At 32.7% G+C, this 13,491-nt stretch carries 14 protein-coding genes; 3 read left to right on the top strand and 11 right to left on the bottom strand.

Annotation, left to right across the window (positions count from 1 at the left end; translation table 11 throughout):
- Window positions 1-291 precede the first annotated feature (291 nt).
- A complete protein-coding gene (locus LPB87_RS12540) occupies window positions 292-1,527 on the bottom strand; it encodes an FtsX-like permease family protein (protein WP_129540732.1) in 1,236 nt (411 codons plus the stop codon).
- A 104-nt stretch (window positions 1,528-1,631) separates the two neighbouring features.
- Complete coding sequence (locus LPB87_RS12535) at window positions 1,632-2,126, bottom strand: YkgJ family cysteine cluster protein (protein WP_129540731.1); 495 nt, start codon at window positions 2,124-2,126, stop codon at window positions 1,632-1,634.
- 74 nt (window positions 2,127-2,200) lie between these two features.
- Between LPB87_RS12535 and LPB87_RS12530 the strand changes: the two genes are divergently transcribed.
- Both LPB87_RS12530 and LPB87_RS12525 read left to right on the top strand, forming a co-directional pair.
- Window positions 2,201-2,908 carry a class I SAM-dependent methyltransferase gene (locus LPB87_RS12530; protein ID WP_230728106.1) on the top strand — a complete coding sequence of 236 codons (708 nt, stop codon included), beginning with the start codon at window positions 2,201-2,203 and terminating at the stop codon, window positions 2,906-2,908.
- An 18-nt stretch (window positions 2,909-2,926) separates the two neighbouring features.
- A complete protein-coding gene (locus LPB87_RS12525) occupies window positions 2,927-3,469 on the top strand; it encodes a YfiT family bacillithiol transferase (RefSeq protein WP_230728105.1) in 543 nt (180 codons plus the stop codon).
- Between the two features lie 157 nt (window positions 3,470-3,626).
- Here LPB87_RS12525 and LPB87_RS12520 read toward each other — a convergent pair whose 3' ends face one another.
- The 8 genes from LPB87_RS12520 to LPB87_RS12485 form a co-directional block, all read right to left on the bottom strand.
- Window positions 3,627-4,259 (bottom strand): 7-carboxy-7-deazaguanine synthase QueE, encoded by a 633-nt coding sequence (locus LPB87_RS12520; RefSeq protein WP_129540729.1) that lies wholly within the window; start codon window positions 4,257-4,259, stop codon window positions 3,627-3,629.
- Window positions 4,260-4,361: 102 nt separating this feature from the next.
- Complete coding sequence (locus LPB87_RS12515) at window positions 4,362-6,029, bottom strand: tetratricopeptide repeat protein (RefSeq protein ID WP_230728104.1); 1,668 nt, start codon at window positions 6,027-6,029, stop codon at window positions 4,362-4,364.
- A 16-nt stretch (window positions 6,030-6,045) separates the two neighbouring features.
- A complete protein-coding gene (locus LPB87_RS12510) occupies window positions 6,046-6,966 on the bottom strand; it encodes a substrate-binding domain-containing protein (protein WP_230728103.1) in 921 nt (306 codons plus the stop codon).
- A gap of 2 nt (window positions 6,967-6,968) precedes the next feature.
- Window positions 6,969-7,199 carry a hypothetical protein gene (locus LPB87_RS12505; protein WP_129540726.1) on the bottom strand — a complete coding sequence of 77 codons (231 nt, stop codon included), beginning with the start codon at window positions 7,197-7,199 and terminating at the stop codon, window positions 6,969-6,971.
- Window positions 7,199-7,993 carry an energy transducer TonB gene (locus LPB87_RS12500; RefSeq protein ID WP_129540725.1) on the bottom strand — a complete coding sequence of 265 codons (795 nt, stop codon included), beginning with the start codon at window positions 7,991-7,993 and terminating at the stop codon, window positions 7,199-7,201. Before LPB87_RS12500 ends, LPB87_RS12505 begins: the two co-directional genes overlap by 1 nt.
- Before the next feature lie 39 nt (window positions 7,994-8,032).
- The gene (locus LPB87_RS12495) at window positions 8,033-8,590 is read right to left on the bottom strand and encodes a biopolymer transporter ExbD (RefSeq protein ID WP_230728102.1); all 558 of its coding nucleotides are present in this window, start codon (window positions 8,588-8,590) and stop codon (window positions 8,033-8,035) included.
- Window positions 8,591-8,609: 19 nt separating this feature from the next.
- The gene (locus LPB87_RS12490) at window positions 8,610-9,221 is read right to left on the bottom strand and encodes a biopolymer transporter ExbD (RefSeq protein ID WP_230728101.1); all 612 of its coding nucleotides are present in this window, start codon (window positions 9,219-9,221) and stop codon (window positions 8,610-8,612) included.
- A 45-nt stretch (window positions 9,222-9,266) separates the two neighbouring features.
- On the bottom strand, window positions 9,267-10,088 hold the full coding sequence (locus LPB87_RS12485) for a MotA/TolQ/ExbB proton channel family protein (RefSeq protein ID WP_129540722.1): 822 nt from the start codon (window positions 10,086-10,088) through the stop codon (window positions 9,267-9,269).
- A 379-nt stretch (window positions 10,089-10,467) separates the two neighbouring features.
- Here LPB87_RS12485 and LPB87_RS12480 point away from each other — a divergent pair, with 379 nt between their 5' ends.
- The gene (locus tag LPB87_RS12480) at window positions 10,468-11,982 is read left to right on the top strand and encodes a helicase HerA-like domain-containing protein (protein WP_230728100.1); all 1,515 of its coding nucleotides are present in this window, start codon (window positions 10,468-10,470) and stop codon (window positions 11,980-11,982) included.
- Between the two features lie 93 nt (window positions 11,983-12,075).
- On the opposite strand, the gene LPB87_RS12475 is transcribed toward LPB87_RS12480, so the two are convergent.
- On the bottom strand, window positions 12,076-13,416 hold the full coding sequence (locus tag LPB87_RS12475; protein WP_230728099.1) for an NAD(P)/FAD-dependent oxidoreductase: 1,341 nt from the start codon (window positions 13,414-13,416) through the stop codon (window positions 12,076-12,078).
- Window positions 13,417-13,491: the final 75 nt, after the last annotated feature.

Here is a 13,491-nt window from a genome sequence, read left to right as displayed (position 1 = left end):
TGCATTTTTGGGTTTATTTTACGTTTATTTCTTAACACATTGATAACTTTGACTTTACGACTTGTTCTTTTTTGTGTTTTGTAAGTATTTCCGATAGCCATTTCATTGCAATACCCCTTTTTAGCGGGTTTCCGTTTTTGCAGGTAGTTTGTTTTTGCACATCTAGCCCTGATAGAAGCGTAAATCCTTTCCCTTTTCTCTTTAAAAAGGGAAAGATTGAAGCAAATAGCAGGTAAAAGCTTCTGAAAAATCAATCAGAATCCTAGAAATCGAAATGAGAACTAATAAAGACTAATCAAATCGTATTGCTTTTACCGGAGAAATCTTCGTTATTATATAGGAAGGAATCAATAACACCAGAAAACAAACTGTTATGGTTAGCAGGTTTAGTAATAATACATATCCCCAGTTAAGATAAACCGGTGCTTGATTGACATAATAGTTTTCTGGATTAAGTTGGATTATTCCAAAATGTTGTTGAATTAACAAAAGTGAAATCCCAATAAGGTTCCCCCAAAACAGTCCTCTTAATATAAGGTAAAACGCATTATAAAGGAATATTTTACGAATGACCCAGTTGTTAGCACCTAATGCCTTTAAAATCCCTATCATTTGTGTACGTTCTAATATTAAAACCAACAATGCAACTACCATATTTATTGTCGCAACAATAATCATGATACCTAAGATAACTAGTATATTAAAATCGAAGAGCTCTAACCAATCAAAAATATAACTATATTTCTCAATGATGGTTTTTGTATCAAGTGTTGATGATGTTTGCTGGTAAATTTTATCCCCTGTTGTTTTTATACTTCCAAAGTCTTTCAAGAAAACCTCAAATGCCCCTACCTGATCTGGAGTCCATTTATTAATACGCTGTATATGGCGAATATCACCTATTATATAGGTAGCATCGAAATCTTGAAATCCTGAATTGAATATTCCTGCAATTTTCAACCTACGCACATTTGGCAATTTATTCTGATCTTCTTTTATAAAGAATGTATTGAACGCATCTCCTACTTTTAAATTTAGTCTGTCGGCAAGAAAGCGAGATAACAAAACTTCTTCATTAATAGCTTTAGTAAAATCTGGAAGCTTTCCTTCAACTAGATACTCCTTTATATTATTCCAATCATAATCGGCACCAACTCCTTTAAATATAATCCCCTCAAAAGCTGCTTCCGTTCTTATTATCCCTGCTTTGCTTGCTATTGCCTGAATATGGCTTACTTCTGGAATTGAAGTAAACTTAGGATAAAAATCTTGTTTTATGGAAATTGGACTGATTGTCACCTCCGACTGATTGTTGTCGTAATTGGAAATAATTACCTGCCCATTAAAAGCTGATACTTTTTCTCGAATTTTTTTTTGCAATCCAATTCCAGTTGCTACCGAAACCAACATCATTATTATTCCAATAGCAATGGCTGAGATTGCAATTTTTATAATTGGTGCAGAGATACTACTTTTATGATCTTTGGCAGTAATGAGTCTTTTGGCTATAAAATATTCTAGATTCAATTTAATTGGGTGTCTTTTTTTATAAGTTCAAAAATACGGTTTAATAAGTAAACTTAAATTACTCGTAAAAACAATTACGAAATATTTAAGGCAGAAGTCTTCCTTTATAGAGGCAGGCGTTTTTTCATTGCTTCTACAATATTAAATGCTGCTGGGCACATTGCAACATTTTTAAGAGTTAAATCAGAAATTTGCTGGAACTTTTTGCGATCTGTGTGCGGGAATTCACGACATGCTTTAGGTCGCACATCATAAATCATACAATAGTTTTCATTATCTAAGAAAGTACATGGGACACTTTGCAAAACATAATCCTTGTCTTCATCTATACGAAGGTATTGTTCAATAAACTGTTGTGGCTTTTGTCGTAAATGTTTCGAGATACGCTCGATATCCGCATCCGTAAATAACGGCCCTGTTGTTTTGCAACAGTTAGCACATTTTAAGCAATCTGTTTTCCTAAATTCAGCATCATGCAATTCCTGCATTACATAATCTAAATTCTTAGGTTGTTTCTTTTTAAGCTTATCGAAATACTTTTTGTTTTCGATATGCTTATCTTTGGCCAACTTATTTAAGTTGTTTAAAATTTCTTTCAAGTTTAAGATTTAAAGTTGAACTGCAAAATTAAACAACTTTAAACTCGAAACCTTAAACTTTGAACTAAAATACGATGAAAGACCTTTTTGGGAAAGCAATACTGGATTTCCAGACCAACAATTCGCCAGAGGATTTAATTACCGAAACTACAATTTCTGAAGCAGACGAAATGAGTGTTGCTTATTTATTTCGCTCCTATAATGAAATGCCTAAACTGGAACAAAAAGCATTGGAACTTGCCAAAGGAAAAATACTTGATGTAGGTTGCGGTTCGGGAAGCCACAGTTTATACTTACAGAACGAAAAGAAACTTGATGTAACTTCGATAGACATTTCTGAAAAAGCCATCGAAACTTGCAAACTTCGTGGTATAAAAAATGCGAGAGTACAAGATGTACTGACTCTTGAAGTAGAAAAATACGACACAATTATATCACTAATGAATGGCGTGGGGATTTTTGGAAAACTACAAAATTGTAATAAATTTTTATCGAAGCTAAAATCTCTCTTGAATCCTGGAGGACAAATCTTACTTGATAGTTCTGACATAATATATATGTTTGATGAAGATGAAGATGGCGGAAAATGGATTCCATCAGATACTGAATATTATGGAGAAGTTATTTTTAACATCTCTTATAAAGGAGAAAAAGAATCTGCTTTTGAATGGCTATACTTAGATTACAACACACTTCAAAATGCCGCTATAGCAAACGGGTTTAAGTGCGAACTGGTTTTAGAAGGAGAGCATTATGATTATTTAGCTAGACTTACTGTTTAAAAATAAAACATAAAAAAAATGGAAAATTTAGATTTAGAGAAACTAAAATACCCAATTGGAAAATTTATAACACCTGACACGTATTCTCCTGATTATATTTCAATCAAAATCGAAGAGATTTCCACTTTTCCGGAAAGATTAAAAAAGGAAGTCATTAATTTATCCGACGAACAACTTAACACCCCATACCGACCAGAAGGCTGGACTGTAAGACAACTCATTCATCATTGCGCAGAAAGTCATATGAATTGTTTTATAAGAATAAAATGGGCTTTAACTGAAGACAATCCAATAATAAAAGCATATCACGAAGATCTATGGGCTGAGTTACCTGACAATCTAACAATGCCAATACAACCTACTTTGTCTTTACTAGAAGGTTTACATTTTCGTTTAGGCTACATCATGAAAAACTTATCTAAAGCTGATTTGGAGAAAACTTTTATTCATCCCGAAAACAATTCAATAGTCTCTCTTAAACAGATAATCGGAACTTATGCATGGCATGGAAATCACCATCTGGCTCATATTACTGGTTTAAAGAAACAAAAAGGATGGTAATCCAAAAAAGGCATCACGAACTAAATACAAACTGAAACTATTTTACTCAATATGTATAATTTTTACCCCTATTGTCTTTTCACATAGCACCACAAAAAAACAAAAGCCTTTTCGTACATGAAAAGGCTTTTGTTTTATTTTATAAACATCACTTTTGTTAAGGAATATTCAAATATTTATGTGTCTGAAGTGATACTCTCCATTTTGGATTGTTCATTACATACTCAACAATAAGTGGTGTCATCTCTTCTTTCTTACTCCATTCTGGCTGAAGAAATAATATTGCATTCCCATTTACCAATTCAGCTTGTTCTTCGGCAAAAATAAAATCATGCTTATTATAAATGATCACCTTTAGCTCATGGGCATTATCATAAACTGTTTGTGTAGGTAATTTGTTCTTTTTTGGTGAAAGGCAGATCCAATCCCACGTTCCTGTTAACGGGTAAGCCCCTGAGGTTTCAATGTGGACTTTCAAATTTTTATTTTTCAATTCCTTCGTCAGTATAGTCATGTCCCATGTTAACGGCTCACCACCTGTAACAACAACTGTATCAGCTGATTTACTAGCATTACTCACAATTAAGTCAACACTTGTTGGTGGATGCAATTCTGCATTCCAACTTTCTTTAACATCACACCAATGGCAACCAACATCACACCCACCAATACGGATAAAATAAGCTGCTGTTCCTGTATGAAATCCTTCTCCTTGAATCGTATAAAACTCTTCCATCAAGGGTAACATTGCACCTTTATTTACTTCTAATTGTATTTCTTTTGATAACATTACTAAATTTTAAAGTGCAAAGATAGTCAATAAAAAATGGAACAATAAAAAAACCGACAACTCATAGAGTTATCGGTTTCAAAAATAGTATTAATCTTTAAATTATTTTAAAGTATTCAAAGACTGTGTTGCATATGCATTTGTAGGATCTAATGCTAAAGTTTTATTGAAATATTCAATTGCTTTTGCTTTATCTGTATTTGCATAACTAGCTGCAATATTATTGTAAGCTTCTATGAATTTAGTCTTAACTGCTGGTTTAGCAAGTTCTTCATCTCCTTTTTCAGTAGTTTTCGCAATATAATCTTCATAGTTCTTAGTCATCACTTCGTCATTCTCAAGTAATCTATTTGTTCTTGCTCTATACAAGTAAGCTTCTTGATAAGTTGGTGAAGCAGTAAGTACATTTACAAATGCAGCATCTGCTTTTTGTAAAGCAATAGGATCTGGCTTAACATTAGCTTTATTATTATCATAGAATATAGATAATCCGTAATAAACATTATCATCTAAGTAAGTTGCAGACTCCGGAACTTTAGTACCAAATTCAAAAAGCGCGGCAGCTTCTTTATATAGTTTTTTACCAAACAATGCTTTTCCAAGATCACCTAAATCTTGAACTGCCAAAGGTTCCATCGCTACAGCTTTTCTAATTTCAACTAAACCTGCTTCGAATGCAGCTGGATCAATTGAAGCACCATCAGCACTTGTTCCTTTTTTAATTTTTGCAAAACCTAAATACAAATAATCTTTAGCAATAATTTTGTTTGAAGGATTTTTTACATAATCTTCTAATGACTTAATAGCTACATCTACGTTACCATTTTCATAAGCAGCATACCCTAAATATCTAAAAATTCTAGGATTTACTTTATCTAACTTAATCATTTCATTCGCTTCTTTCTCTAAAGCTTTATAGTCTTCAACTAAAATTAAGAAATCTGCATGACGCATTCTAGAATGAATAGAGTAATCTGTAAGAGTTAGATATTTCTCGTAATTAGTAATCGCTTTTTTATAATTAACTTCTCTTGTAGAAGGCTTATTTCTTGCCCATTTGTAATATGTTTCAGCTAATTCTCTATAAACAGGACCATAATTAGCATCTAAAGCAATAACTTCGTTGAATGCTTTAATAGCTTCATCATAAGATTTTGCACCTTTTAACAATACCCCAAGCTGCATTTTTGCTCTCAACAAAGTTGGATCAGCTTGAAATGCATTACGGTATGATTTATAAGCTTCATTTTGGTTATTATCTCCATAATATGCGTCACCAAGTGCTAAAAGTACTTGAGCATTTTGTGGATCTATAGCTAATGCACGGTTTAAAGTAGTAATGGCACTTTTGTAATCTGGGTTAACAGAATTCATGTATGCTCTACCAATGTAGACAAACTCTTCTACATCTTTTCTTTTCATTGGCTTTATAGCAGAAGCAAAATTTGCTTGAGCGGCCGTTGTATTTTTGTTATCTAAATCTAATTGACCTAAACCAATATAACCAAGATTAGCACGACTAGAAGCAGCCACACTATTTAGATAATATATCTTAGCTGAGTCAGCAACTTGTTGACTTAAGTAAACATTACCCAATATAAATGGAGCCTCACCATCTGCTGGTTTTGCTTTAATAATTGATTGTAGAACTGTTTTTGCTTTTTCAAATTGCTCAGCATCGATAGCTTTTTTAGCTTGACTTATATCTTGCGCATAAGCTCCGGCAGCTGTCGCCATTAATGCAACACTAAAAATTTTAAATTTATTCATCTCTATTATAATTAATTTATTCTTTTTCTTTAATAATTTCATTTCTAATATTGAGCTTTCTTCCTGGAACTCGTATTGGCAATAATCCTGATTTTAAGACTATTCTTTGTCCAATATCTCCTCCAACAAAAGAAGCAAACCCTATACCTAATCCAGAGTAACCTTGACAATTTATAATATACAAATCACGTGCCAAAGGATAAGTCTCTTCTGCAATGTTGTTTTGAGTTGGGGCTATAAATTTATCACTTTTAAGACCTTTTACACTCAACACATTTACTTTAGCCACATATTTTTTTAATTCAGGAGAAGGTTGTGATAACCAATTTACTCCAACAACTCCAATCATTCCGTTATTTTCGGATACGAATTTAATTACTTCTTCATTCGTTTTAAATGAAAAAATACCTTCTTTAGGAACATCTTTAATTTCTGCTAAAGTTTTTAAATATCGTAATGTACTCGAATTTGGGTTATCAAAGACTAATCCTTTAATATTTGCTTCAGGTTTTCCTTGCATAAAATTAATTACACTTTTCAACGCAATTAAAGTATCATTATTGTCTTTGTTTGAAATAAATGCAATTGCATCTATAGCAACTGGCGTTACTTTAGGTACTATTTTCTTTTTATTAAAAACGTCTCTCTCTTCTTTAGTTAAATCACGTGCAGTAAAAGCAACAGAAGTTTTTTGATTCAATAAATCATTAATAATTTCAGCTTCAGATTTAGGCTTGATAGTAATTTTTGCATCATAAGTTCCTTCAAAAACAGCTACCTGATCTTCAACAATGGGAACCAATGTTTCATCTACAGCAATATCCATACTGCCTTTAAGTATAGTTTCTTTTTCATTTTTACCCTTCTCTTTCTGATTACAAGTAACAAACAAGAAACCCAATACTACTAATAACAAAACTTTACTATTCTTAAACATGTCTAGTCTGTATTTGAATTAAAAAATCTAACAAATCTAATAAACGAATATACAATTAATAATACACCAAAAGCAACTCTATACTTATATTCCATTGCAATTGGCAAAGTTTTCCAAAAAATGATGGCTAAACCTATCACGAAATACATCAGGAAGAAGAACATTCCTAAAACAAGAAGAAATCGCTCTTTTAGCGATTTCTTCTTAATATTATCAAGCAGTTGTTTCAACATTACTCTGCAGTTTGGATAGTAATAGGAAGAGAGTATAATACTCTAACTTTTTTACCATTTTGTTCTCCAGGGTTCCATTTCGGACACTTCTTTAAAACTCTAATAGCCTCTGGTCCCGTTCCGTAACCTATATCTCTTAAAACTTTAATGTCTGTTAATGATCCGTCTTTTTCAACTACGAAAGTAACGTAAACTTTACCTTTTAAACCTTCTTCTTCTGGAGTTCTATAATTATTAGCTACAAATTTGTAGAATTTTTCAATTCCTCCAGGGAATTCTGGTTTAACTTCGATACCTGCAGTGTTATACACTTGGTTATCTTCTTCAACTACTGCTGCAGTTCCTGTACCTACTGGTTCTACAGTTAATACTGCATCTGGATCTCCTTTAATAGTTTCAGCACCAATTTTTTTCTCTTTAAGCTCCACTAATTTTGGTGGCTCTTCAGTTACTTCATTAGCTTTTGCTACAACCGGCTTCACAAACTTCACTTGATCCACTTTTGGAGGTGGCGGTGGTGGAGGCGGAAGATTAGGTTTAATTTCCTCTTTCTTAGGAGGTAATTTTACAGTGGTAATCTTAATATCCTTAGGACCATCTTCTGTTTTAGAATCTGGCAAAAGGTTCGCGATAACTGGAGCAGCAATAAGAAGTGAAAAAATAATAGACCCTATGATAAGCGCTCTTACCGTAGTTTTCTGATTAGATTTTCTTAGCTCATATGCACCATATATCTTATTACGCCCTTCGAATACGATATCAAGCCACTGGTTTTTTATAATATCTAATTTCATTTTTATTGATTATTAGGGTGTTAAAAGATAAGATTGCTCTTATTTTTTATCTACCAATTTTGCTTCCTCTGGTGAAAACTCATTAACAATTGCATAGGTTTCTACACCAGTAATAGCCATTTCATCCAAGATATCAACCAAATTTTTGTAGGTAGATTTTTTAGTCGGTTTAATGATCACAATAATACCGTTTTTTGGTTTCCCAATTCCAGCAGAATATTCTAATACAGATTTTTTTCTGCTTAACAATTCTTTACGAATCCCGTCTTTACCGTAAGCAATTTCTTTAGGTCCAGCGATAGGAGTTTCAAGCAATCCCATATAATAAGTTAACTTATTATCAGCACCTAACATCAGAGTCATAGTACGATTTTCATCAACTTTTATATCGTCTTTTTTAGTCTTATCATCGCTTTTATCTGGCAACCCCAAGCTCATCGATTGAGGCTTTGACAACGTTGTGGTAAGCATAAAGAATGTAATCAATAAGAAAGCCAAATCCACCATCGCAGTTAAATCTACTTTTGCGTTTTGTTTTTTACTTCTTACTTTACCACCTTTTCCGCCTCCACCGTCGCCGGTATTTAATTCAGCCATTTTAGTGTATGTTTTTTAATTAAAAGTCTTTTCCTCTCAAACCAGTAACTAAGTTAAAGGTATTGATTTTTTGATCTTGCAAAATATCCATTACTTTACGAATTGCAGGATATTCTTCCTTTGCATCACCTTTTATAGCGAATTGCAATTCTTTATCAGCAACTTCAATATTTGCAATACGCGCATTGTAAATCCATTCTTTTAACTGATTATCTAAAGAATCTTTAGGAATACCAGGTTGACCAGCTTTACTTCTATCAGCCGCTTTCATTTCTATGATTTCTTTCAGATTTGTAATCGGAACTCCGAATCCTTCCATCAAAGAGAATTCAGTTTTATCATCATCAGTAAAAGCAACACCATATTTTTCTGACATAAGCTCCAAAGTTCTTTTACGAACTTCTCTTCCTTTTAAATCAAAAAATACTTTTCCTTTTCCTATTGTAATAGTCGCTAAATCCGTTTCAGGTAATTTAGTTTGCACAGTAGATGAAGGCGTGTCTACAGGAAGTGCCTCAGGCACTTTTGCAGTAGCAGTCAAAATAAAGAATGTCAACAAAAGAAACGCAACATCACACATGGCAGTCATGTCCGTAGACATTGACTTTTTTTTCATTTTTATTTTTGCCATTATCTTTTATTTTTAAATTTAGCAATAATCATGCTAAAAAATTATTTATTGTCTTAAACTTCCTCTGAAATGTCTGTAAGTATTAACGATAGTAGTACCTGCCTCATCGATAGAGTAAGTTAAATCGTCAATTTTAGATGTAAAGAAGTTGTAAGCAATAATTGCAAAGATAGAAGTACTAATACCAGTTGCAGTATTTACAAGTGCTTCAGAAATACCATTTGCAAGTGCAGCTTGATCAGGAGTACCTGTAGAAGCTAACGCGCTAAATGCTTTAATCATACCAGATACTGTTCCTAACAATCCTCCTAATGTACCTAAAGATACTAAAGCTGAGATAATTGTCATGTTTTTCTCTAACATTGGCATTTCTAATGAAGTTACCTCTTCGATTTCTTTGTGAATAGTTTCTGAAGCTTCTTCACTATTGAATCCTTCTTTTTTAACTTCTTGGTATTTAATTAAAGCTGATTTAATTGCATTTGCAACTGAACCTTGTTGTTTGTCACATGAAGCGATAGCTGCATCAATGTTTCCTTCTTTAATACTTCCTTGAACACTTTTCATAAATTTATCCAAGTTTACTTTTCCAGCGGCTTTAGTGATAACTGTATATCTTTCGATAGAAAACACAAGAACCATTAATAACATACCTAACAAAATTGGAACGATAATACCTCCATGGTAAACCATACCTAATATATTTAATGGATGCCCTTCAACAGTACCACCTTCAAAATTCGAAGGAGATCCCATTAGGAAATTCCAAATACACCAACCCACAAAAATACATGCTGCAATAATCAATCCAGACACCATTCCTCCGCCATTTGAAGTACTTTCTTTTTTAACTTTAACGTTTGCCATTTTTTTTAATTTTAATAGTTTTAAATAATTTTTATTTTTTAGTTATAATAAACTTGTAGTGGAGCAAATTTATATTTTTAGTTTAAATAAAAAAACTTTTTTCAGTTTTATTCCAATTAATTTAACCTAAACATAAAAAATATCGAACCCCCTTAATTGTATTTTAGATAAAATCGAAGTTAAAAAATAATTATTTATGATAAAATTTACAACGTTTTAGTAAAAAGAAACACAATCTGCCAAAATCTTCATTATATGTTAAGAAAATATTTTTTATTTTTATTTTTAACAAAAACAGATTTTTTTTACGCTAACATCTCTAAATTAAACGATTTAAGAAAAAAACAATATCTTGCAACTGAATTAATGTTACACAAATATGAGCCAAAAAGACGAATTTATTCAAAATATAAATGATGGTTACCAAACCAAGGGAGAAAGTATTATTCTTGGCGGAGCAATCTATGATGGTGAACCTCTAAATGTACACGTTAAAATACCTTTAAAGACTTTAAATCGTCACGGATTAATCGCTGGTGCTACAGGAACTGGAAAAACAAAGACAATCCAGGTACTATCCGAACAACTTTCACTTGCTGGAATCCCCGTTTTGATGATGGATATTAAGGGAGATTTTAGTGGTATTGCAAAAGAAGGGGAAGAAAAACCTTTTATTACTGAACGCCATGCTAAAATTGATATCCCATATAAAACATCTCAATTTCCTGTAGAATTAATGAGTCTTTCTGAACAAAGTGGGGTTAGATTACGCGCTACTATTTCGGAGTTTGGGCCTGTTTTATTTTCTAGAATCCTAGGATTAAACGATACGCAATCGGGTGTTATTTCGGTTATTTTTAAATATTGTGATGATAACAAAATGCCTTTATTAGACTTAAAAGACATTAAAAAGGTCATTAACTATATTACTGAGGAAGGTAAAGATGAAATCGCAGCCAGCTACGGTAAGATATCTACTGCTACAACTGGAACAATCTTAAGAAAGATAATCGAACTTGAACAACAAGGAGCGGATATCTTTTTTGGTGAGTTATCATTCGAAATTGACGACTTGATGCGCATTGATGAAAATGGAAAGGGATATGTAAATATCATTCGTTTAACGGATATTCAGGATAAACCCAAGTTATTCTCGACTTTTATGTTAAGCTTACTTGCTGAGATATACCAACAAATGCCAGAAAAGGGAGATGTTGACCAGCCTGAATTAGTCATTTTTATAGATGAAGCTCATTTAATCTTTAACGAAGCCAGCAAAGTATTACTGGAACAAATTGAGACTATTGTAAAACTTATCCGATCTAAAGGTGTTGGGGTTTATTTTGTAACTCAAAACCCAATGGATGTTCCAAGTGGTGTTTTGGCTCAATTGGGATTAAAAATTCAGCATGCCTTGAGAGCTTTTACTGCTAACGACAGACAGGCCATCAAAAAAACAGCCGACAACTACCCTACCTCTAAATATTATAAAACAGATGAACTACTTACTAGTTTAGGTATAGGAGAAGCTCTTGTTACTGCATTAAACGAAAAAGGGGTTCCAACACCATTGGTAGCAACTATGATGAGAGCTCCTATGAGCAGAATGGACGTACTGACTGAAAGTGAAATCCAGGAAATCAATCAGAAATCTAAATTAGTTAAAAAATATAGTGAAGTAATCGACCGCGAAAGTGCTTACGAAATACTAACCAAAAAAATTAGTGATGCTGAACAAGCAGCAAGCTCACAAGAAGAAGAAAAAACTTCAAAGAAGGCAAGTAGTGAGCCAAGTACTGCAAGTGTCGTTGGTAAATCAGTACTAAAAGTAGTAACAAGTGCTACCTTTATAAGAGGTGTATTTGGTGTTTTATCAAAAATGTTTAAGAAGTAAGAAACAATTACAATATCAAGTCAAAAATCAATTACAATTTTAAATTGCAAATACTATTGATTTTTGACTTGATATTGTTTTTTGATATTGTAGTTATTTTTGCAACAACTCCAGAATCTTATTTTCGATTTCGGGTGTGTTCCAGATATTTTCGATATTATCGGTTCTTAAAACTTCTTCCATAATTGTATTTTGGAAATCTCCAATTGCCAATGCTTCAGCATAAGGACGTTCACTAAAAGTAACACGGCTATAAAGTGGAATCCATTTATCTGGGTGCTTATCCGAAAAAGCTTTTTCTATCTTCTTTTGCAACAAGAATTTTTCATCGGCAGTTTTAGTGCTCATTTCCATAAAATTTCGATAGGAAAGCTCTGCTATTGCATCTGCATTTGGCTTACGTGAAATTTCATATTCAGAGAAAACTGTCTTCCAATCGTCTCCATATTTAAGCATCATTTCATATAGAACTGTTATATCTTCAAAACCAGCATTCATTCCCTGTCCATAAAAAGGTACAATAGCATGACATGCATCACCTATTAAAGCAATTTTATCATTGTAAGTCCAAGGAAAACATTTCATAGTCACCAATGTACTTGTTGGATTATTAAAGAAATCTTCGGCTAATTTTGGTATTACCTCTATAGAATCTGGAAAGTTTTTCTCAAAAAAGTCTTCTACTTGTTTTCTATCTGTTAACGATGCAAAAGAATTTTCTCCTTCAAAAGGCATAAACAAAGTACACGTAAAGCTACCATCTAAGTTAGGCAATGCAATAAGCATATATTCTCCACGTGGCCAAATATGAAAAGAGTTTTTATCTAGTTTATGTGTTGCATCTGGATTTGCAGGAATATTTAATTCTTTATATCCCATATTCAAAAACTCTTGCGAATAATTAAACATGCTTTGGCGTTGCATACGATGACGAATTCTCGAGAAAGCACCATCAGCCCCAAAAACCATATCATATTTTTTTTCTTCCCACTCCCCTCTTTCCGTTTCTCCAATATGTAATGTAGCATCGTTTAAAGTTACATCCCATATTTTTTGTTCAAAGAAAAATTCAGCTCCTACATTTTCTGCTAAATCAATCATCTTACGATTTAAGGTTCCTCTAGAAATCGAATAAATACTTTCGCCTTCTTGTCCGTAATTCTGAAAATTAAGCTTATCGACTAAATGTATGGCTCGTTTATCCATCGGAATTGCAATTTCACGAACTGCATCTCCAACACCAACGCCATCTAACGCTTTCCATCCTCGATTGGACATCGCTAAATTTATCGATCGTCCTGAAAAATTAATTTTACGAATATCTGGACTTCGATCATAAACATGAACTTCATGTCCTTCCTTTTTAAGGTAAATTGCCAACAATGAGCCAACTAATCCAGAACCTACAACAGCAATTTTAAGTGGAGTTTGCATTAAAAAAAAAATGTAATTATACGAATCGTAAAAATAAGTATATAATCTATAGAATAGGCTATAAATCAAATAAAT

Source organism: Flavobacterium sp. EDS (genome assembly GCF_020991525.1).
Lineage (GTDB): Bacteria > Bacteroidota > Bacteroidia > Flavobacteriales > Flavobacteriaceae > Flavobacterium.
Note: the sequence above shows the minus strand (reverse complement) of the source record. Positions and strands in the feature narration are given on the sequence as shown.